Source organism: Rhizobium sp. L9 (assembly GCF_002531885.1).
Classification (GTDB): Bacteria; Pseudomonadota; Alphaproteobacteria; order Rhizobiales; family Rhizobiaceae; genus Rhizobium.
In genome coordinates, this window is record NZ_NWSZ01000007.1 from 26,449 (window position 1) to 46,807 (window position 20,359).

The window sequence follows — 20,359 nt, forward strand, 5'->3', positions numbered from 1 at the left end:
TTTCTGCCTGAAAGAGGAAGATGCAATGAACACACCGACCGATCCGGTCGCCCGCTACAGGAACGGAGCCGAAGCCGAGCGTCCGCTCGGGCGTTCCATCATGCGCGGGCTGATGAACCGCTGCCCGGCCTGCGGCAAAGGCAAGCTCTTCCGCGCCTTTTTGAAACCGGTCGATCATTGCGCCGCCTGCGGCGAGGCGATCCATCACCATCGCTCCGACGACCTGCCGCCCTATATCGTCATCCTGGTCCTCGGCCACGTCATCGTCGGCGGCTACATGCTGACCGATCTGACCTTCGTGTTGCCGGTATGGGTCCATCTTGCCATATGGGCGCCGATCACGGTCATCGCCGCGCTCGTCTCGATCCAGCCGATCAAGGGCGGCGTCATCGGCCTGCAATGGGCGCTGCGCATGCATGGTTTCGGCGGCGAGAGCGAAAGTCCCGATGATTACGAGCTTCCCCGCCGGCCGGATTGAGCGCCTTCACCTTCCAGACATATTTAGCGTGTAGTGCCAGCGCTCCACCGACACGCGGGAGTCAACGATCTTTCAACGACTTGACATGGTAAGCTTTTCTTGTCTGAACAGGCTTTACATTCCGCAGATCACATCGGAAATACTGCGAAACGCCGCCCGTCACCTGGATTTGGCACATCTGTGTCCCTTCTCTGTGAGACGAGAGGTCGATTCGCCCGCGCAGCTTTCTAAGGATGGATAAATGTCTCAGCCGAGAACCGGCACACCGGGCGATGTCGAAGAAATCCATTGGCCTTCTCTGGTGGCAGCCATCTCGTCCATTTCAGCCGTCGGCATAGCAATCGGTCTCGGACTCCCGCTTCTCAGCATCATCCTCGAAAAACGCGGCATCTCGTCTACGCTGATCGGGCTCAACACGGCGATGGCCGGGATTTCGGCGATGGCCGCGGCCCCTGTTACCACAAAGCTCGCTCATAAATACGGCGTTGCGCCGACGATGCTCTGGGCGGTGCTGATTTCGGCGCTGAGTGCACTCGGCTTCTATTATGCCCAGGATTTCTGGATGTGGTTTCCGCTGCGTTTCGCCTTCCATGGCGCAACGACGACGCTGTTCATCCTCTCCGAGTTCTGGATCAACGCCGCCTCGCCGCCATCCAAGCGCGGCTTTGTGCTTGGCATTTATGCGACCGTGCTTTCCATTGGATTCGCCGCAGGACCCCTGCTCTTTTCGATACTCGGCAGCGACGGCATCTTTCCCTTTCTAGTCGGCGCGGGCGCGATCCTGCTTGCCGCCATTCCGATTTTCATCGCCCGTGACGAAAGCCCGGTGCTCGAGGAAAAGCCGGAATTGCATTTCATGCGCTACGTCCTGCTGGTGCCGACAGCGACGGCTGCCGTCTTCATCTTCGGCGCGGTCGAAGCTGGCGGGCTGTCACTTTTTCCGATTTTTGCCGTGCGCGCCCATTTCACCGAATCGCAGGCGGCGCTGCTGCTCACGATGATGGGCGTCGGCAACGTCATCTTCCAGATTCCGCTCGGCCTGCTCTCCGACCGCATCCGCGACAAGCGACCGCTTCTGGCAGGGATGGCGCTGATGGGCTTTGTCGGCTCGATGACGCTGCCGATCCTCGTCAACAACTGGCTGCTGATGGCCGGGATCCTGCTCTTCTGGGGCGGCTGCGTCTCCGGCCTCTACACGGTCGGCCTCAGCCATCTCGGTTCGCGGCTGACGGGCTCCGATCTGGCTGCGGCCAATGCCGCCTTCGTCTTCTGTTATGCGGTGGGAACCGTGGCTGGGCCGCAGGTGATCGGCGCAGCAATCGACGTCGCCGGAAATAATGGTTTTGCATGGGCGATTGCCGCTTTCTTCGGTCTTTATGCCCTACTTTCCGGCATCAGATTGATGTTCGTTCGAAAACGGACTTGACTTTTCGGGCGGGATTCGTAGTTTCGCGCCAGAATTTGCCGTGGAGCCCATCCGGCTTCCACGGCTTTCATTTTCTTAAAGGCAGGACGACCATGGCCAAGGCTACAACAATCAAGATCAAGCTGCTGTCGACAGCCGACACCGGTTTCTTCTACGTCACCACGAAGAACAGCCGTACGATGACGGACAAGATGACGAAGACGAAGTATGACCCGATTGCTAAGAAGCATGTCGAGTTCAAGGAAACCAAGATCAAGTAATCACTTGGCCTGACGGATTTCAAAAAGCGCGCGCCTTCGGGTTGCGCGTTTTTTATTGTCCTGGGACCGCCTTGGAAAATGATAGCGCAAACAGACAAACGCCGCCCTTCCATCTTCGGGAAGTGGCGGCGCTTTCTTGAAAGGGGGTCGGCCAGCATGCAAAACGGCACGAGGAACCGTTATGACTTGCCTACTAGCCGACCGACCCCACGACCCAGGAGATGCGGCGGACCTGAGCATCATGGGGTATCGACAGCTCCTCTGCGGAGCGCTTCTTTTATGAGCCGATAATTTGCGCAGAAATGAAAGAAAATCAACAAATTCTTAATGATGAATTTTCTGAGCTTGATTCTATGGTTAAAAGTCCAGTTTTGGAACATACAAAGATTTGACGGCTCTGCTTGACGGCTAAGCCTAATGACGTAGGGCTCGAAGAAGTTCGACAATATAACTTAATAACTTAAGCAGCCCCTCCCCCTACGTGAGGTGATGCCGCCACACTTTATTTGACCCTGTTGGAGGCGGGCATTTTTTATAGTCTTCATTTCATTTTTGGCTGTGCCGCGGCATTCAGGAGACTGTCGCGCCGCACCATATCCACAGCAACGCCGGGAGTCCATTTTTGGGCTACCGGGCTGCTAAATTTGGGCCCGCGTCGCATAGGCGAAAGTTAAAAATCGGTAACAAATCGCTTACCGCTGTGGAAAACCGCAAATGGCGCGTATGGCGTCCGAAGTGATTCGTCAGGCAGCCGCTGCGACCACGCGATTGCGGCCGGTATTCTTGGCCTCGTAAAGAGCAAGATCGGCCTGCTTCATCAACTGGTCGGGGGTCAACACCGCGCCGATGCGCGAGGCGATGCCGAAGGACGCGGTGACGCTCAGGGCCTCACTTGAGCGCTTCAGCATGAAGGGAGCGCTTTCGACAGCCGCGCGCAGGCGCTCGGCGACGGCTGCGGCAACTTCAGGCGAGGTGTCCGGCATCACCACGACGAATTCCTCCCCGCCGTAACGGCAGGCGAGGTCGGCGCCGCGGATGGTTGAACGGACGCGGTTTGCGAATTCGCGCAGCACTTCGTCGCCGCCGTCATGGCCGTATGTGTCGTTCACCTGCTTGAAACGGTCGATATCGGTGATCAGCACCGAAAGCGGCCGGCCCCGCGCCATCGACCGGTTGAAGAGCACGTTCAGGTGATTGTCGAGATAACGTCTGTTGTAAAGGCCAGTCAGTGGATCGGTCACGGCAAGCTCGATCGTCTGCTTGACGCTGGCGCGCAGACGATCGTTATAACGCTTGCGACGGATCTGCGTCAGGCTGCGGGCGACGAGCTCGTTGGGATCGACGGGGCGGATGATGTAGTCGTTGACGCCGAGATCAAGCGCGCGGACGACCATGTCGTCGGTGCCCTGCTCGGTGATGATCAGGATCGGGAGGAAGCGTGTGCGCTCCAACGAGCGCAGTTGCGAGCAGAGCCGAAGCGGATCATAATCGTCGAAATTGGCATTGACGATGACGAGATCGAACGCGTTCTCGGCCGCCTCGAAGAGGGCGGCCTGCGGATCGGAGAGCGCAAGCACATCGGCGATGGGCTTCAGCGCCCTGACGATGCGCTCTTGAGAATTGGCGCGGCCGTCGACCAATAGCACCTGGCCGGCCTCGTCGCCACGGCCTTCGGCTGCCCGCATGAGGTCGCCCATGCCCATCGTATGAGCGGTGTCGGCGCGGATGCGCAGTTCGTCACTCAACGTCTTCAGCCGCAGCAGGCTCTTCACCCGCGAGATCAACTGCAGATCATTGACCGGCTTGGTGAGAAAATCGTCGGCGCCGGCCTTCAGACCGCGTACCCGATCGGCCGGCTGGTCGAGTGCGGTGACCATGACGACTGGAATATGGGCGGTTTTCTGACTGGCCTTCAGCCGCTCGCAGACCTCGAAGCCATCAATACCGGGCATCATGATGTCGAGCAGGATCAGGTCGACCTGATTGCGCTCGCAGATCGCCAGCGCTTCGTGACCGTCGGCCGCGGTCATCACGTCGAAATACTCCGCGAGCAGCCGCGCTTCAAGCAGCTTCACGTTGGCTGGAATATCGTCAACCACCAGTATTCGCGCGGTCATAACGGTCTTTCCGATGCGTCAGGCATCGCCCAGATAGGTCTTGATCGTCTCGATGAATTTCGGAACCGAGATCGGTTTGGAAACATAGGCCTCGCAGCCGCCCTGGCGGATCCGCTCCTCGTCGCCCTTCATCGCGAAAGCCGTGACGGCGATCACGGGAATCACATGCAGCTCGTCGTCTTCCTTCAGCCATTTGGTGACTTCGAGGCCGGAGACCTCGGGAAGCTGGATATCCATGAGGATGAGGTCGGGGCGATGCTTGCGCGCCAGATCGAGCGCCTCCATGCCGTTTCTCGTCTGAATCGTGGTATAGCCGGACGCCTCGATCAGGTCGCGAAAGAGCTTCATGTTGAGCTCGTTATCTTCTACAATCATTACCTGTTTGGGCATGACAAGCTGTCCCTACGTCCGTTCGCGCAGTCGTTCGTCCCATGAGAAATGCACATGCGGATGAATAGCTCCGTGAAACCGATAGCTCACGCTAGCGGTATTTGGTTGAAGAAAAGGTAACTTACCCCTCAAAATGCAAAGCAACTTCAAGACTTCGAAACAACAGGCGGCCGACCCGCACGAGACGGCGATCGCCGTGCTCGGCTGGATTGCCGCCGATCCCGACATGTTCGGCCGCTTCCTCGCACTCACCGGCGTGGCGCCCGAGCAGGTGCGCAACGCAGTCAACGATCCGGGTTTCCTCTCAGGCATGATGGACTTCCTGATGAACCACGAACCGACGGCGATGGGCTTCTGCACGGCGAGTGGCCTCAGCCCGGAGACGGTGACGGCCGCCTGGCGGCATTTCTCCTCGCCGGGGCTCGATTCGGGAGAATACTGAGCGTGACAGAGTTCGATGTTTCGCACATCCGGCTCGGCGAGCGGCCGCTGATCGTCTGCGACGTCGACGATGTCGTCCTGCGGTTCATCGACCCCTTCCAGCTTTTTCTTCAGAGCCAGGGTCACGCGTTTCTGCCGCGCTCGTTCAAGCTTCACGGCAACATCGTCTCGAAAGCGGACGGCACGGAGATCGGGGACCAGCAGGTCAGCCGGTTGATCGAGGAATTCTTCGAGGCGCAGGAGCTGTGGCAGACGCCGCTCGACCGCGTAGTCGAAACGCTCGACCGGCTTTCGCGAGAGGCCGATGTCCTGTTTCTGACGGCCATGCAGCCGCGGTTCCAGGAGCAGCGCCGTCGCCTGCTCGACAGGATGGGCCTGCTCTTTCCGCTGCTTGCCAGCGAAGAGCCCAAGGGGCCGATCGTCCACGCCTTGCATGCCAGCCGCTCCCTTCCCGTTGTCTTTATCGACGATATGGCGCGCAATCTGCATTCCGTCAGGGATCACGTCGCCAATTGCCTGCTCATTCACCTGATGCCGGATTCGCCCGTCCATCGTTTCGCTCCGGCGGCAGCCGACGACATTACCCGCGCCACCGATTGGGCGCATGCGGCCGAGCTGATCGAGGCCCACTTCCTTTCCGGCACAATCAACCGCGGAGTTCCAGCCGCATGAGCGGACGGCCGTCCCTGCGTCTGGCAATCGTCTCGAAACCGGCTGCCTCGAAGATTGCCGTCGAGCCGATGCAGAGCGTCACCGATTTCGACTGCTTCGCATGATCGATCGGGCAGGCTTCGAGCAGCCGCGCGCCCTGGCGCCGGGCATGGTCGATCGCGCCGGCGAGCAGGCGATGACTTAATCCGCTGCCGCGCAGTTTCGGCAGCAGGAAGAAGCAGCTGACAGCCCAGATAGAGGGATCACGCGCATCATCCTCCTCCAGCGGCCGCGAGACGGTGCGCGGTGAATTGAACTGCGGCACGTCGTGGCGCGGCCCGACCTGCACCCAGGCGACCGGTCCGCCATCGGCATAACAGATGATCCCCGGCGGCGGCCCGGCCCCGATCCGTTCGCGCATATGCGCCTTGCGCTCGTCGGCCGTCATCGTCGTCCTCACCGCATGCGGCAAGCGCAGCGCGACACACCAGCAATTATAAAAAGCGCCCTGCGGGCCGAACAGAGTCTCGAAGTCGCCCCACCGGTCTGCCGTCACCGGCTCGACACGAAGATCTTTATCCAAAGGCAAAGCTCCCGTCCTCTCTTGTGATTCATAAGCTTAAGGCGTAGTGTCGCGCCGTTCAACCTTTGTTCTCACCATGACGCCCGCGCCTGACAAGACACCCGGCTTCTGTCGCGACTGCCTTGCCGAGCAGAAGGGTGAGGCGCGTCGTTGCCTATCCTGCGGCAGCCCGCGTCTGGTGCGCCATCGCGAGCTCTATCGACTGACACTTGCGCATATCGATTGCGACGCCTTCTACGCGGCGGTCGAGAAGCGTGACAATCCCGAACTTGCCGACAAGCCGGTCATCATCGGCGGCGGCAAACGCGGTGTCGTCTCCACTGCCTGCTATATCGCCCGTATCCACGGCGTGCGTTCGGCGATGCCGATGTTCAAAGCGCTGGAGGCATGCCCTCAGGCCATCGTCATACGCCCGGACATGGAAAAATATGTCCGGGTCGGGCGCCAGGTGCGCGCACTGATGCAGGAGCTGACACCGCTGGTGCAGCCGCTGTCGATCGACGAAGCCTTCCTGGAGCTGGGCGGCACGGAGAGGCTGCATCACGATCCACCGGCGCGTACGCTCGCCAAATTCGCTCGCCGCATCGAAAAGGAAATCGGCATTACCGTATCGGTCGGGCTTTCCTATTGCAAATTCCTCGCCAAGGTCGCTTCCGACCTGCAGAAGCCGCGCGGCTTTTCCGTCGTCGGCCGTGAAGAAGCGGTGGAATTTCTGGCGCCGCGTCCCGTCACCACCATCTGGGGCGTCGGCAAGGCCTTTGCTGCGACGCTGGAGGCGGACGGCATCCGCACCATCGGCCAGCTACAGCAGATGGAGGAGAATGACCTGATGCGCCGCTACGGCAGTATCGGCCAGCGCCTTGCGCGGCTCTCGCGCGGCATCGACGACCGCGAGGTGCATCTCAACGACGCCGCCAAGAGCGTTTCGGCCGAAACGACCTTCTTCGACGACATCTCGCGCCACGACGATCTGGTGCCGATCCTGCGCAACCTTTCCGAAAAGGTTTCCTGGCGGCTGAAGAAAAACGATATCGCCGGCCGGACGGTGGTGCTGAAGATGAAGAGCGCCGACTTCAAGACGCGCACCCGCAACCGCAAGCTCGAGGACCCGACCCAGCTTGCCGACAGGATCTTCCGCATCGGGCTCGAACTTCTCGAAAAGGAAACGGACGGTACGAAATTCCGCCTGATCGGCATCGGCGTCACCGATCTCGGCGATGCCACCCGCGCCGATCCGCCCGATCTGATCGACCGGCAGTCAGGCCGGCGGGCGGCGGCCGAAGCGGCGATGGACAAGCTGCGCGACAAGTTCGGCAAGAATACGGTCGAAACAGGCTACACCTTCGGCAGCGGCAAGCGCGATCACTAGAACATCTCGCGGTGCGCGCTTGTTAGAGATGCAAAATAAAAGCAATACCTTAGACCAAACAGATCAAACTTTGATTCATCCGGCATGCTTTGCCTTTTATGTATGCGTGTCGTCAGCGCGGAACCGCTGCACCGTTCCCGGCAAGCCGATGAGTCCTGGGTTTAAAATCTTCCTTAAACTTCGTCTCATAATGTGCCGGGCCAGTATTGCGTATGGTTGGGTATCATGTTCTCGCGTCTCGTCTTCGGCCTCGGCTTGCTGTCGGCCACCGCACTCGTGCACCCTGCTCTTGCCGCGGATGCACGAACGCTGCAGATCTTCGTCTCGAAGAACAAGCAGTCGCTTGTGGTTTATGACGGCACCGACGTCGTCGCGACCTCGAAGGTCTCGACCGGCAAGGACGGCCATACGACTCCGAGCGGCATTTTCTCGGTGCTCGAAAAGCAGAAATACCACGAATCCAACCTCTATTCAGCCGCCCCGATGCCGTTCATGCAACGGCTGACATGGTCCGGCATCGCGCTGCACGAATCCAATTCCGTGCCGCGTTATCCCGCCTCGCACGGCTGCGTACGCATGCCCGGCGCCTTCGCAAAAATGCTCTACCGAATGACCGAGCCCGGCATTCCCGTCATCATCAGCGACGACGAATTGGTGCCGCAGCCGATCGACCATCCGAACCTTTTCCGCCCCGATGCGCCGGCAGCGATGCCGCTCCTTTCGGATGTCGAGCTGCGGCCCTCCATCCCCGTCAGTCCCGGGACACCGGTGCAGGTGGCGATGAACGACACCGCCGCAATGCCGATGCCGGCGGCATCGCCGGTTACCGCGCCGGAGGTCCAGCCGCCGTCCGAGCCGATCAGCATGCTCGTCACGCGGCGAACGCTGCGCGAAACGGTGATCGACATTCAAACGATACTCAATCAGCTCGGCTTTTCCGCCGGCAGTCCGGACGGGCTGCTCGGTCCGTCGACCGTGCAGGCGATCAACGCCTTCAAGATGCTGCGGCCGACGGAATTTGCCGGCGACAGGAGCCTGGTCTCCGACAGACTTCTCGCATCGGTCTATTCCGCAGCCGGCAAGGGCGAGCCTCCGAACGGCGTCATCATGGTGCGGCAGGCCTTCAAGCCGATTTTCGAAGCGCCGGTAACGATCGCCGATCCGGGATTGGCGCTCGGCACGCATTTTTTCACGCTGCATGCGGTCGATGAACAGGCCGGAACGGCGGACTGGTTCGGCGTCACACTCAGCAACAACCTCTCCCGCGAGACGATGAAACGACTCGGCATCACCAGCCAGGAAAGCTCCATTGTCATGGGCAAGCCGATTGCCCTTTCGCTGAGCCGCATCACGATCCCCGACGAGGCCCGCCGCAGGATCGACGCACTGATCGCGCCCGGCTCGACGCTGACGATCTCCGACACCGGCCTTGGCCGGGAAACCGGCGAAGGCACGGATTTCATCACGATCACCCGTGGGTGACGAGATCAACCGGGTCGATCAGGATCAACTGGGTTGATCAGACAAGCTCGACGTCAACGACGCCGGGGGCGGCGCGAAGAGCGGCAGCAATCTCGGGGGTGATGCGGTATTTCTCCGGCAGCGCCACTTCCACCTCGCGTTTGCCCCCCTCCTTGATGACAATGAAGGAAACCAGACCGTCACCCTTAGCATTCAGATGGCCGGCAACCATCTTCAGCGGCCCGGAATCGCGGACATAAACGCGCAGCGCCTTCTGCATCTGCAGCGACTTTTCCTCAAGCGACTGGATCGTCTGGATGCGAAGACCGATACCTTCCGGCCGCTCCTCACCGGTTGCTGTCAGGAGGAAGGATTTTCCGGACTCGAGCACGTCGCGATACTGGTTCAGCATCTCCGAAAACAGCACCGCCTCGAACTGGCCTGAAGAATCGGAAAAGACGATAATGCCCATCTTGTTGCCGGTGCGGGTCTTGCGCTCCTGCTTGGAGATGACGGTTCCGGCAAGGCGTGCATTGGCGGCGCCCTGTTTGATGGCCGCTGAAAACTCGGCGAAAGTCTGCACACGCATCTTCTGCAGGATGTTGTTGTAGGAATCGAGCGGGTGGGCCGTCAGATAGAAGCCCAGCACCTGGAACTCCTTGAGCAGCCGCTCCGATGCCAGCCAGGGTGAATAGGGCGGCAAGGAGATCTTCTCCGGGCCCGAGTTTAGTGCGCTGCCGAAAATGTCCGATTGGCCGCTCAGCTTGTTTTCCTGGGCGCGCTGGGCATAACCGAGGATGCGGTCTAGGCCGGCGGAAAGCTGGGCGCGGTCGGTGCCGAAACAATCGAAGGCGCCGGCATAGATCAGGCTTTCGAGCACGCGACGATTCACCTGGCGCGGATCGATGCGCAGACAGAAATCCTCGATGCTGGCAAAAGGCTTGTCGCCGCGCACCTCGACGATGTGGTCGACGGCGGATTCGCCGACGCCCTTCAAAGCGGCGAGCGCATAATAGATGCGGTTGTCGCCGGTCTCGAAATGTCGGAAGGATGTCTGCACCGAGGGCGCAATCACCTCAATGCCCAAGCGCTTGGCGTCCTGCCGGAAATCATTGACCTTTTCCGTATTCGACATGTCGAGCGTCATCGAGGCGGCGAGGAACTCGACCGGATAATGCGCCTTCATATAGGCCGTCTGGTAGGAGACGATGGCGTAGGCGGCGGCGTGGGACTTGTTGAAGCCGTAGTTCGCAAATTTCGCCAAGAGTTCGAAGATGTTGTCGGCCTGCGGCTTCGAGACGCCGTTCTTGACAGCGCCGACGACGAAGCGTTCGCGCTGCTGGTCCATCTCCGCCTTGATCTTCTTACCCATGGCGCGGCGCAGAAGGTCGGCTTCGCCAAGCGAATAGCCCGACAGGACCTGGGCGATCTGCATCACCTGTTCCTGATAAACGATAACGCCCTGCGTTTCCTTGAGCAGGTGGTCGATCATCGGATGGATCGATTCCAGCTCTTCGTCGCCATGCTTGCGAGCATTGTAGGTCGGAATGTTTTCCATCGGGCCCGGGCGGTAGAGCGCCACCAGCGCGATGATGTCCTCGATGCAATCCGGTTTCATGCCGATCAGCGCCTTGCGCATGCCGGCACTTTCCACCTGGAACACGCCGACCGTCTCGCCGCGCGACAGCATCTCGTAGGTCGGTTTGTCGTCGAGAGGAATGGCCGCAAGATCGACTTTGATGCCGCGCTTGGCGACGAAATCGACGGCGACCTTCAGCACCGTCAGAGTCTTCAGGCCGAGAAAGTCAAACTTGACGAGGCCGGCCTGCTCCACCCATTTCATGTTGAACTGGGTGACCGGCATGTCGGAGCGCGGATCGCGATACATCGGCACCAGCTTGGACAGCGGCCGATCGCCGATGACGATACCGGCGGCATGCGTCGAGGCGTGGCGATAAAGCCCTTCGATCTTCTGGGCGATGTCGAGCAGGCGCGCCACCACCGGTTCCTTCGCCGCCTCCTCCTGCAGCTTCGGCTCCTCTTCGATCGCTTTAGAGAGCGGCGTCGGATTGGCCGGATTGTTCGGCACGAGTTTGCAGATCTTGTCGACCTGACCGTAGGGCATTTCCAGCACGCGGCCGACGTCGCGAAGTGCGGCGCGCGCCTGCAGCGAACCGAAGGTGATGATCTGCGCCACCTGCTCGCGCCCATATTTCGCCTGAACGTAACGGATCACCTCTTCGCGACGGTCCTGGCAGAAGTCGATGTCGAAGTCAGGCATCGAGACGCGTTCCGGATTGAGGAAGCGCTCGAAGAGCAGCGAGAAGCGCAGCGGGTCGACGTCGGTGATGGTCAATGCATAGGCGACGAGCGAACCGGCGCCCGAACCGCGACCGGGACCGACGGGAATATCATGCTGCTTGGCCCACTTGATGAAGTCGGAAACGATCAGGAAGTAACCCGGGAAGCGCATGCGCTCGATAACGCTGAGCTCGAACTCCAACCGCTCGCGGTAATCCTTTTCCTCGTAACCCGGCGACATGCCGAGGGTGGCAAGCCGCATGTCCAGCCCTTCCACCGCCTGGCGGCGCAATTCGCCCGCCTCGGCGCGTTCGGCCTCCTCGGCATCGTCGGTGGCGCCAGTGAAGCGCGGCAGGATCGGCTTTCTTGTCTTCAACACGAAGGAGCAGCGCCTGGCGATCTCGATCGTGTTCTCAAGCGCTTCCGGCAGGTCGGCAAAGAGCTTGGCCATCTCGGCCCGGCTCTTCAGGTAGTGATCCGGCGTCAGGCGAAAGCGACTGTCGTCGGAGACGATGGCGTTATGCGCAACCGCCATCAGCGCATCATGGGCGTCGTAATCGTCGCGGGTCGGAAAGAAGGCCTCGTTCGTGGCGACGAGCGGCAGGTCATGCGTGTAGGCAAGCCTGACGATCTTCTGCTCGTGCCTTTTGTCGTAGGTGCCGTGCCGCTGCAGTTCGACATAGAGTCTGTCGCCGAAGAGACGCTTCAGCGCAAGCAGCCGGGCTTCCGCCTGGCCGGGATGACCTTCCCTGACAGCCGCGTCGACCGGTCCGGTCAGGGCGCCGGTCAAGGCGATCAGACCTTCCGTGCCTGCCTCTCCCAGCCAGGAGGCTCTGACATGTATGGCCTGGTTGCTATCGCCGCCGAGATAGGCGCGGCTGACGAGATCGACCAGCCTTTCATAACCGGCCTCCGTCGCGGCAAGTAGAACGATCGATGGCAGCTTGATCAGGGCCTGCTGACCGCCGCGCTTCTCACTTTCCAATCCGTCTTCCATGTCGATGGAGACCTGACAGCCGATGATCGGCTGCAGGCCCTCGTCCATTGCCTTCTGGGAGAATTCAAGGGCGACGAAGAGATTGTTGGTGTCGGTAATGGCGATCGCAGGCTGACTGTCGCTGGTCGCCTTGTAGAGGATCTTCTTCAGAGGCAGCGCACCCTCAAGAAGCGAATAGGCGGAGTGGACCCTCAGGTGGATGAAGCCCGGCGTGCCGCCGGTCGCCTCACCCATTGAACCCTTTTCCGTCTCCGCCATGATATGCCTTCCCAATCAGCCGAAATGAATCGGATGCATTGTCGGCATTGAGGGCAATGATGTCCAGAAGAAGACCCGCTTGCGAACCGCATGACTGCCATGCGATCCCCTGAAAACTTTAGATCGCGATGACGATCAGCGAGAAGCTGGCAACGAACATTGCGATGGAGGTGAATGCTGCGATATCACGGATCATGTCAGTCATCTGGCTCTCCTTTACTCGTTATGTTTTCAATCTGTTCCATCTATGTTCCTATGTCAACAGGAATCTTTTCCTTTGCGCTTGCGTTTGAAAATGCCGGCTCCGGACTGCGAATCGAACCTCGCTTTCGGCGCTGGCTTTGAACATGCTCCGCGACCGGCTCGACATCGCCTGCCGAACGGATCCGTACAGCGCATTCGATGTCTGATGAACCTGCCCCAAGGCGATCGAGCGATGCACTCTTTTGTTCTTCTTATGTTCTCACCGTTCTGCTATATCCGTATCAGATGAGGCAGGAGGAAGATGATAATGCTCGACACCGTGATGCTGAACGACTTCATCGTAGAGGCGAAGGCCGCGACCTATGTCGGCGGTGGTGTGCCTCGCCCGCCCTGCCGGCCGGGCGCTCACGATATCGGCTACGAGCGCGGCGACTGGTCCTATCTCGACAGCTACTTCGGCGGCACCGATTTCGCCGGCCAGGAAGTGGTGTGGTTGGCCGGCGAACCCGTCTGGGTGATGAATTATTTCGGCCGCGTCGTCGCGTCCGATCTGATCGACGGCAGTGCCGCCGGAACGGTGATCAAGGCGGCGCTGTCGGCAATGTATCGGGAGGGCCGCTTTCTTGGCGGAATGGAATTCGATCATCCGTTCGGCCGCTATGTCGACCGCAGCGAAGGCGGCTGCGAGGGATTCAGCGGCCAGGAATGCATCATGGTCGAGGAGCGGAAGGCCTATGTGCTCGATTATCGCGGTGGGCTGGTTATTCTCTGATGTCCGACCAGGAGGTCGGCGAGATCAGCCCCTCATCCGCATGCCGGCACCCTTTCCCCGCTTGCGGGGCGAAGGGAGATGGCCTTACCCCTCCGTTCCCCACCTACCTCTCGCTGGGCAAGTCCCCTCGCCCCGTTTACGGGGAGAGGGTTAGGGTGAGGGGCAGGTGGTCAACCAAACAGCCATGGATAGCCGTCTCAAAAGTCGACGATCTTGCCGTCCGAAATCGTGACGCGCCGATCCATGCGGCCGGCAAGTTCATGGTTGTGGGTGGCTATGAGGGCGGCAAGGCCGGATTGGCGCACCAGCGCCTCCAGCGCATCGAAGACGTAGCTTGCCGTTTCCGGATCCAGATTGCCGGTCGGCTCGTCGGCAAGAAGCAGCGTCGGCGCATTGGCGACGGCGCGGGCGATCGCGACGCGCTGCTGTTCGCCGCCGGAAAGTTCAGCCGGGCGATGCGAACCGCGATGGCCGATGCGCATATAATCGAGAAGCTGGCCGGCTCGCTCCCGGGCCTCCTTCCAGGACAGGCCGGCGATCAGCTGCGGCATCATGATGTTCTCAAGCGCGGAAAATTCCGGCAGGAGGTGATGGAACTGATAGACGAAGCCGATCTCGCGTCGGCGGATCGCCGTGCGCTTCTCATCGGAAAGGCCATCGCAGGCAAGGCCGTTAATGGTAACCTCGCCGCCGTCGGGATGCTCGAGCAGGCCTGCGACATGCAGCAGGGTCGACTTGCCTGTGCCGGAGGGGGCGACAAGGGCGACGATTTCCCCTTTAGACAGCGAGAAATCCGCACCCTTCAGGATCGTGAGCAGCGTATCGCCCTGCCCGTAATGGCGCTCGACGCCGGTAAGCTTGAGGACGACGTTGCGGTTCATGAATGCGGCATTCCTTATTCGTAGCGCAGGGCCTGCACCGGATCGAGCCTGGAGGCGCGCCATGCCGGGAAGATGGTGGCGATGAAGGAGAGGCTGAGCGCCATGACGACCACCGAGATCGTTTCGCCGATATCCATCTCGGCCGGCAGCTGGCTGAGGAAATAGACCTGCGGATTGAAGATCACCGTGCCGGAGATCCAGGAGAAGAACTGGCGGATGGATTCGATATTGACGCAGACGAGAACGCCGAGCAGCACACCGGCAAGGGTACCGACGATGCCGATCGCCGCCCCGGTCATGAAGAAGATGCGCATGATGGCGCCGGCGCTGGCGCCCATGGTGCGCAGGATGGCGATATCGCTGCCCTTGTCCTTCACCAGCATGATGAGGCCGGAGATGATGTTGAGCGCCGCCACGAGCACGATCAGCGTCAGGATCATGAACATGACGTTGCGCTCGACCTGGAGTGCGGAGAAGAAGGTCTGGTTGCGCTGACGCCAGTCGGTAAGGTTGATCTGGCGGCCGGCCGCCTCTTCCACCTTCGGCCTCAGGGCGTCGATATCATCGGGATGATCGACGAAGAGCTCGATCGACTGCACCAGCCCAGCGGCATTGAAGTAGAGCTGCGCTTCCTCGAGCGGCATGAAGATGATCGAGGAATCGTATTCGGACATGCCGATCTCGAACAGGCCGGAAATCTTATAGGATTTGACGCGCGGATTGACGCCCATCGGCGTGATGTCGCCTTCCGGCGAGGTCAGGGTAATGAGGTCGCCGACGCGCAGACCCAGCTGATCGGCCATGCGGGTGCCGATCAGCACGCCCTCGCCAGAGGCATAGCCCACCATGTCGCCGGATTTGATGTTGTCGGAGATTGTCTTGAGTTTCGTCAGGTCTTCGGCGCGGGCGCCGCGCACCAAAGCGCCGGTGCTGCCGCCAGCCTGAGCGGAGGCAAGCACCTGCCCTTCGACCAGGGGCAGCGCCATCTTGACGCCCGGCACCGCCGCGAGTTTGGCGGTCAGGTCGGGGTAATCGGTAAAGGGGCCATCGACCGGCTGCACGATCATATGACCGTTGATGCCGAGGATGCGCGAGACGAGTTCGGTGCGAAAGCCGTTCATGACTGCCATGACGATGATCAGCGTCGCAACGCCGAGCATGATGCCGACGAAGGAGAAGCCGGCAATCACCGAAATGAAGGCCTCCTTGCGGCGGGCGCGCAGATAGCGCCACGCCACGAGGCGCTCAAAGGTGGAAAATGGCTTGCCAGCCGGACCCAAGCCGGATTTTGAACTCCGGTCCACTGCTGCCTCTGCCATTTCGCCTCCGTTTCCTTAAGCCACGAACCTGTTGATCGCCGCTTCGATGGTCATCGTTTCACGGGCGCCGGTCTTGCGGTCCTTCACTTCGACCTCGCCGTTCGCGACCGCACGCGGGCCGGCGATGATCTGGACAGGTACGCCGATCAGGTCGGCGGTCGCGAACTTCGTGCCGGCCCGGTCGTCGGTGTCGTCATAGAGCACATCCTTGCCGGCCTTTTTCAGCGCGGCGTAGATCAGCTCACAAGTATCGTCGCAGGCCTCATCGCCCGCCTTCATGTTGATGACGACGACATCGAAGGGTGCGACCGATGCCGGCCAGATGATTCCGTTGTCATCATGCGATGCTTCGATGATGGCGGGAACAAGGCGTGTCGGACCGATACCGTAGGAACCCATGTGGACGAAGTGTTCCTTGCCGTCGGGCCCCTGGACTTTCGCGCCCATCGGCTCGGAATATTTCGTGCCGAAGTAGAAGATATGGCCAACCTCGATGCCGCGGGCGGAAAGGCGCTCGGCTTCGGGAACGGCGTTGAAGGCAGCCTCGTCGTGCATTTCCGAGGTGGCCGCGTAGAGCGAGGTCCACTTGTCGAAGATCGCCTTCAGACCTTCGACGCTGTCGAAATCAGTGTTTTCGCCGGGAATATCGAAACCGACGAAGTCCTTATGGCAGAAGACTTCGGATTCGCCGGTATCGGCGAGGATGATGAATTCATGGCTTAGATTGCCGCCGATCGGGCCGGTATCCGCGCGCATAGGGATGGCGCGAAGGCCAAGCCGATCGAATGTTCTGAGATAGGCGGCGAACATCTTATTATAGGAATGCTCCGCCCCTTCGCGCGTCAGATCGAAGGAATAAGCGTCCTTCATCATGAATTCGCGCGAGCGCATGGTGCCGAAGCGAGGCCGGATCTCGTCACGGAACTTCAGCTGGATGTGATAGAGATTGAGCGGCAGGTCCTTGTAGGATTTGACGGAGGAGCGGAAAATATCCGTCACCATCTCCTCGTTGGTGGGGCCGTAGAGCATCGGCCGGTCCTGGCGATCCTTGATGCGCAGCATCTCCTTGCCATAGGCATCATAACGGCCGCTTTCCTGCCAGAGCTCGGCCGATTGCAGGGTCGGCATCGAAAGCTCAATGGCGCCGGCGCGGTTCTGCTCCTCGCGGATAATGGCGTTGACTTTGTCGAGCACACGCTTGCCGAGCGGCAACCAGGAGTAGATGCCCTGAGACTGCTGGCGGATCATGCCGGCGCGCAGCATCAACCGATGGGAGACGATTTCCGCCTCCTTGGGGTTTTCCTTAAGGATGGGCAAGAAGTAGCGAGACAGACGCATGGCGATTCCGGAGCAGTTGAGATCCCACTGGCGAGCGGAATCGAAGATACTTGTGAATGTGGGAGCGTTCATAGCCGCTTCGCGGCGGGAAGGAAACCCGCAACTGCTGTCGGCCGCCTCCCGGACACGCATGTTCGCACCCGCAAAATGAAAGGGCGTAAAAAAGCGCGTGTTTATAAGGACTTGAACGAAAATCTTGTCAACAGAAAAATTTTGCTAGGGTGTAGCAAAAATGCAAAAAAAGCTAATGACAAAGCCCAATCTTTGAGCTAGCTTTAGCTCACAAAACAGGCAAGAAGCTAAATTCTTGCTGTACTCGCGGTCAAGTCTTGGGAGGATCAGATCTTAGGCGCGCTCGTCGCAGCCCCGGCAACGGTTACAGATCACGCGATACTTAAAACAAGGCTTCTGGCCTTGTTTTTTTTTGGCTTTTCGCCCTCTCCTCCCATTCAAACTCCAGACAGCTTCCGTAAGGGGAGCATCTCATTCCGTTAGGCGAGCTCTCTGACGCGCCAGCATGACGCCAATATGCGAGCTCGATTTCCATGATAAGATTTGCATATGCTCAAACTTTGAGCAAAAGCTATCTCAATAGAAGCTAGGCCCGAGTTGTGGAAGGGCATCGAAGCCCCAGCCGAAATAGGTGTCGCAGACATACCAAATGCCATAGATCAGCGCCGAGATCAGCGTCGTCAGCGAAAAGACGAAGGCGGCGCGAAAGCGGGTGGGCGCGCTTGGCACGGTGCCGAGCACGATATCGTCGTCTTCCGCCTGGGTGCGCAGCCCGATCGGCAGAACGGCGAACAGCGTCATCCACCAGATGATGAAGTAGACGGCGAATCCCTGAAGGAAGGTCTGGAGCATTATCTTTCCCGGTGGTGTCTTGCCGACAGAACGCGTGAAGCGCAGTGCCGCTTGGAGCTGGCGCACTTATACGGCGGAATAGCGTGCAACTCAAAGCGAAGGAAACATTTCGCCTTCTTCGGGTCATTCTGCCGCAGCGAAATCGTGTCCGATTGTATTTGATTTAGGCCTGTTCGAGTTCGATCAGCGTGCCGAAGAAATCCTTGGGATGCAGAAAGAGCACCGGCTTGCCATGCGCGCCGGTCTTCGGCTGGCCGTTGCCAAGCACCCGCGCGCCGGCGGCGACCAGCCGGTCACGGGCGAGGATGATATCGTCCACCTCGTAACAAATATGATGCATGCCGCCGGACGGGTTCTTTTCGAGGAAAGTTGCGATCGGCGAGTCCTGCCCGAGCGGCTGCAGCAATTCCACCTTGGTGTTCGGCAACTCGACGAAGACGACGGTGACCCCGTGTTCCGGCAGAGGCTGCGGCTCAGATACCGCGGCCCCCAGCATGTCGCGATAAGCGGCCGTCGCCGCTGCGAGGTCGGGAACGGCGATGGCGATATGATTCACTCGGCCGAGCATGGTCAGACCTTGGTGACGAAGGCGGTGACAACGGGCTTTTTGCCCCAGGCGTGATTTGCGGCTGCGCGGATGGCACGGCGCACGGCCTCCTGCAGCATGTCGATATCCTTGCGGCGGGCACGCGGAATGCTTTCGATGGCGCTGATCGCCGCATCGTAGAGCGTATCCTCCATCTCCTCGCCTTCGTCATCATAAACCGGCAGGCCGATCGAGACGAGGTCGGGATCGCCGAGGATGTCATAACGCCCGTCGAGCACGATGCTGACCGCGACATGGCCGACATAGGAGAGTTTCTTGCGCTCGCCGATACCCATTTCGTCGAAATCGCCGATCAGCAGGCCATCCTTGTAGATGCGGCCATGCGGCGCTTCCGCGATCACCTCGACCGGGCCTGGCGCCAGCCGCAGGATATCGCCATTGCGCACCCGCGGCACGATCGCGATGCCGGACTGCTCGGCCAGCTCCTTATGCGCCGTCAGATGCGTCGCCTCGCCATGCACCGGCACGACGATTTTCGGCCGGGTCCACTCATACATCCGCTGTAACTCGTTGCGGCGCGGATGGCCGGAGACGTGGACGAGCGCCTCGGTATCGGTGATGATATGCACGCCCTGCTCGACGAGGCCGTTCTTGATGTCCTGAATCGCCTTCTCGTTGCCGGGAATGGCACGCGAAGAAAAGACGACGATATCACCTGCCGCAAAGGCCACATTGCGCATCTCGTCACGGGAGAGCTTGGCAAGGGCCGCCCGCGCCTCACCTTGGCTACCGGTCAAGATGACGACGACCTTGTCGCGCGGGATATAGCCGTACTCCTCCTCGGAAATGAAAGGTTTGACCCCTTCCATCAGGCCGATGTCACTAGCGACATCGACGACGCGCTTCAGCGAACTGCCGAGCAACAGCACTTCGCGGCCGGCCGCCTCGGCAGCCTCGGCTACGGTGCGAATACGCCCGACATTGGACGAGAAGGTCGTGATCGCCACCCGGCCCTCGGCATCCTCGATGATCTTGCGCAGGCTTTCCGACACATCCTTCTCGGACGGTGAAACACCGTCGCGCAGGGCGTTGGTGGAATCGCACATCAGCGCCAGCACGCCCTCGTCGCCAAGCTGGCGGAAGCGTGTCTCATCGGTCAGAGGCCCGAGCGAAGGCTCGTGGTCGATCTTCCAGTCCCCCGTATGGATGATGTTGCCGGCCGGCGTGCGGATCATCAGCGACATCGGCTCCGGGATCGAATGGTTGACGGCCACACCTTCGATGCTGAACGGGCCGACATTGATCGTGTCGCCTGCCTTGAACGGCGTCACCGGCACTTCGCCGATCGTTGCCTTCTCGAAGTTGCGTTTGGCTTCAAGCAGACCCGATGTAAAGGCCGAGGCGAAAACCGGAACATTGAGGCCCGGCCAGAGATCGGCGAGTGCCCCGTAATGGTCTTCATGGGCATGGGTGATGATGATTGCCTTGAGATTCTTTCGCTCGCTGGCAAGGAAGCGGATATCGGGCAGCACGAGGTCGACACCCGGCAAGTCAGGTCCGGGAAAAGTAACGCCGCAATCGACCATGATCCACTGGCGATGCTCGGGCGGGCCGTAGCCGTAAAGGGCAAGATTCATCCCGATCTCGCCGACGCCGCCCAGAGGCAGGAATACCAATTCGTCCTGTTTCGCCATAATTTTCG

At 60.2% G+C, this 20,359-nt stretch carries 18 protein-coding genes; 8 read left to right on the forward strand and 10 right to left on the reverse strand.

Annotation, left to right across the window (positions count from 1 at the left end; translation table 11 throughout):
• Positions 1–25: 25 nt before the first annotated feature.
• The 3 genes from CO660_RS08445 (at position 26) to rpmG (ending at position 2,164) form a co-directional block, all read left to right on the forward strand.
• Positions 26–478: a DUF983 domain-containing protein gene (locus CO660_RS08445; protein ID WP_097598349.1), complete on the forward strand. Its 453-nt coding sequence runs from the start codon at positions 26–28 to the stop codon at positions 476–478.
• 241 nt (positions 479–719) lie between these two features.
• Positions 720–1,904, forward strand: a complete 1,185-nt coding sequence (locus CO660_RS08450; RefSeq protein ID WP_097598350.1) for an MFS transporter — start codon at positions 720–722, stop codon at positions 1,902–1,904.
• A 92-nt stretch (positions 1,905–1,996) separates the two neighbouring features.
• Positions 1,997–2,164, forward strand: coding sequence for a 50S ribosomal protein L33 (gene rpmG, locus CO660_RS08455; protein WP_003587245.1), 168 nt, complete (start codon positions 1,997–1,999; stop codon positions 2,162–2,164).
• Between the two features lie 743 nt (positions 2,165–2,907).
• Here the strand turns inward: rpmG and CO660_RS08460 are convergent.
• On the reverse strand, positions 2,908–4,281 hold the full coding sequence (locus CO660_RS08460) for a PleD family two-component system response regulator (protein ID WP_097598351.1): 1,374 nt from the start codon (positions 4,279–4,281) through the stop codon (positions 2,908–2,910).
• Between the two features lie 18 nt (positions 4,282–4,299).
• Entirely contained in the window at positions 4,300–4,671 is a 372-nt protein-coding gene (locus CO660_RS08465; RefSeq protein ID WP_003547430.1) for a response regulator, read from the reverse strand.
• A gap of 133 nt (positions 4,672–4,804) precedes the next feature.
• Between CO660_RS08465 and CO660_RS08470 the strand changes: the two genes are divergently transcribed.
• Positions 4,805–5,113 carry a DUF3572 domain-containing protein gene (locus CO660_RS08470; protein WP_097598352.1) on the forward strand — a complete coding sequence of 103 codons (309 nt, stop codon included), beginning with the start codon at positions 4,805–4,807 and terminating at the stop codon, positions 5,111–5,113.
• A complete protein-coding gene (locus tag CO660_RS08475; protein WP_097598353.1) occupies positions 5,110–5,784 on the forward strand; it encodes a hypothetical protein in 675 nt (224 codons plus the stop codon). The genes CO660_RS08470 and CO660_RS08475 overlap by 4 nt, the downstream gene beginning before the upstream one ends.
• On the opposite strand, the gene CO660_RS08480 is transcribed toward CO660_RS08475, so the two are convergent.
• Positions 5,759–6,346, reverse strand: coding sequence for a GNAT family N-acetyltransferase (locus tag CO660_RS08480; protein WP_097598354.1), 588 nt, complete (start codon positions 6,344–6,346; stop codon positions 5,759–5,761). The two genes, CO660_RS08475 and CO660_RS08480, sit on opposite strands and share 26 nt — an antisense overlap.
• A gap of 76 nt (positions 6,347–6,422) precedes the next feature.
• Here CO660_RS08480 and CO660_RS08485 point away from each other — a divergent pair, with 76 nt between their 5' ends.
• Both CO660_RS08485 and CO660_RS08490 read left to right on the forward strand, forming a co-directional pair.
• On the forward strand, positions 6,423–7,715 hold the full coding sequence (locus CO660_RS08485; RefSeq protein WP_097598355.1) for a DNA polymerase IV: 1,293 nt from the start codon (positions 6,423–6,425) through the stop codon (positions 7,713–7,715).
• Positions 7,716–7,940: 225 nt separating this feature from the next.
• Positions 7,941–9,197, forward strand: a complete 1,257-nt coding sequence (locus CO660_RS08490; protein WP_097598356.1) for a L,D-transpeptidase family protein — start codon at positions 7,941–7,943, stop codon at positions 9,195–9,197.
• A gap of 37 nt (positions 9,198–9,234) precedes the next feature.
• Here the strand turns inward: CO660_RS08490 and dnaE are convergent, their stop codons facing one another.
• On the reverse strand, positions 9,235–12,732 hold the full coding sequence (gene dnaE, locus CO660_RS08495) for a DNA polymerase III subunit alpha (protein ID WP_097598357.1): 3,498 nt from the start codon (positions 12,730–12,732) through the stop codon (positions 9,235–9,237).
• A 511-nt stretch (positions 12,733–13,243) separates the two neighbouring features.
• On the opposite strand from dnaE, the gene CO660_RS08500 reads away from it, so the two are divergent.
• Positions 13,244–13,708 (forward strand): DUF5680 domain-containing protein, encoded by a 465-nt coding sequence (locus CO660_RS08500; RefSeq protein ID WP_097598358.1) that lies wholly within the window; start codon positions 13,244–13,246, stop codon positions 13,706–13,708.
• A gap of 197 nt (positions 13,709–13,905) precedes the next feature.
• Here the strand turns inward: CO660_RS08500 and CO660_RS08505 are convergent, their stop codons facing one another.
• The 6 genes from CO660_RS08505 to CO660_RS08530 form a co-directional block, all read right to left on the reverse strand.
• A complete protein-coding gene (locus CO660_RS08505) occupies positions 13,906–14,589 on the reverse strand; it encodes an ABC transporter ATP-binding protein (RefSeq protein ID WP_097598359.1) in 684 nt (227 codons plus the stop codon).
• Between the two features lie 14 nt (positions 14,590–14,603).
• Complete coding sequence (locus tag CO660_RS08510; protein WP_097598360.1) at positions 14,604–15,908, reverse strand: lipoprotein-releasing ABC transporter permease subunit; 1,305 nt, start codon at positions 15,906–15,908, stop codon at positions 14,604–14,606.
• A 15-nt stretch (positions 15,909–15,923) separates the two neighbouring features.
• Positions 15,924–17,246 (reverse strand): proline--tRNA ligase, encoded by a 1,323-nt coding sequence (proS, locus tag CO660_RS08515; RefSeq protein ID WP_097598361.1) that lies wholly within the window; start codon positions 17,244–17,246, stop codon positions 15,924–15,926.
• A 588-nt stretch (positions 17,247–17,834) separates the two neighbouring features.
• The gene (locus tag CO660_RS08520; protein WP_020921013.1) at positions 17,835–18,110 is read right to left on the reverse strand and encodes a DUF1467 family protein; all 276 of its coding nucleotides are present in this window, start codon (positions 18,108–18,110) and stop codon (positions 17,835–17,837) included.
• A 163-nt stretch (positions 18,111–18,273) separates the two neighbouring features.
• A complete protein-coding gene (gene mce, locus CO660_RS08525; RefSeq protein WP_097598362.1) occupies positions 18,274–18,678 on the reverse strand; it encodes a methylmalonyl-CoA epimerase in 405 nt (134 codons plus the stop codon).
• A 2-nt stretch (positions 18,679–18,680) separates the two neighbouring features.
• Positions 18,681–20,351, reverse strand: a complete 1,671-nt coding sequence (locus tag CO660_RS08530; RefSeq protein WP_097598363.1) for a ribonuclease J — start codon at positions 20,349–20,351, stop codon at positions 18,681–18,683.
• Positions 20,352–20,359: the final 8 nt, after the last annotated feature.

Coding starts and splice junctions, on each gene's coding strand:
- CO660_RS08445 (WP_097598349.1), top strand. CDS start 26: ATGAACACACCGACCGATCCGGTCGCCCGCTACAGGAACGGAGCCGAA.
- CO660_RS08450 (WP_097598350.1), top strand. CDS start 720: ATGTCTCAGCCGAGAACCGGCACACCGGGCGATGTCGAAGAAATCCAT.
- rpmG (WP_003587245.1), top strand. CDS start 1,997: ATGGCCAAGGCTACAACAATCAAGATCAAGCTGCTGTCGACAGCCGAC.
- CO660_RS08460 (WP_097598351.1), bottom strand. CDS start 4,281: ATGACCGCGCGAATACTGGTGGTTGACGATATTCCAGCCAACGTGAAG.
- CO660_RS08465 (WP_003547430.1), bottom strand. CDS start 4,671: ATGCCCAAACAGGTAATGATTGTAGAAGATAACGAGCTCAACATGAAG.
- CO660_RS08470 (WP_097598352.1), top strand. CDS start 4,805: ATGCAAAGCAACTTCAAGACTTCGAAACAACAGGCGGCCGACCCGCAC.
- CO660_RS08485 (WP_097598355.1), top strand. CDS start 6,423: ATGACGCCCGCGCCTGACAAGACACCCGGCTTCTGTCGCGACTGCCTT.
- CO660_RS08490 (WP_097598356.1), top strand. CDS start 7,941: ATGTTCTCGCGTCTCGTCTTCGGCCTCGGCTTGCTGTCGGCCACCGCA.
- dnaE (WP_097598357.1), bottom strand. CDS start 12,732: ATGGCGGAGACGGAAAAGGGTTCAATGGGTGAGGCGACCGGCGGCACG.
- CO660_RS08500 (WP_097598358.1), top strand. CDS start 13,244: ATGCTCGACACCGTGATGCTGAACGACTTCATCGTAGAGGCGAAGGCC.
- CO660_RS08505 (WP_097598359.1), bottom strand. CDS start 14,589: ATGAACCGCAACGTCGTCCTCAAGCTTACCGGCGTCGAGCGCCATTAC.
- CO660_RS08510 (WP_097598360.1), bottom strand. CDS start 15,908: ATGGCAGAGGCAGCAGTGGACCGGAGTTCAAAATCCGGCTTGGGTCCG.
- proS (WP_097598361.1), bottom strand. CDS start 17,246: ATGCGTCTGTCTCGCTACTTCTTGCCCATCCTTAAGGAAAACCCCAAG.
- CO660_RS08520 (WP_020921013.1), bottom strand. CDS start 18,110: ATGCTCCAGACCTTCCTTCAGGGATTCGCCGTCTACTTCATCATCTGG.
- mce (WP_097598362.1), bottom strand. CDS start 18,678: ATGCTCGGCCGAGTGAATCATATCGCCATCGCCGTTCCCGACCTCGCA.
- CO660_RS08530 (WP_097598363.1), bottom strand. CDS start 20,351: ATGGCGAAACAGGACGAATTGGTATTCCTGCCTCTGGGCGGCGTCGGC.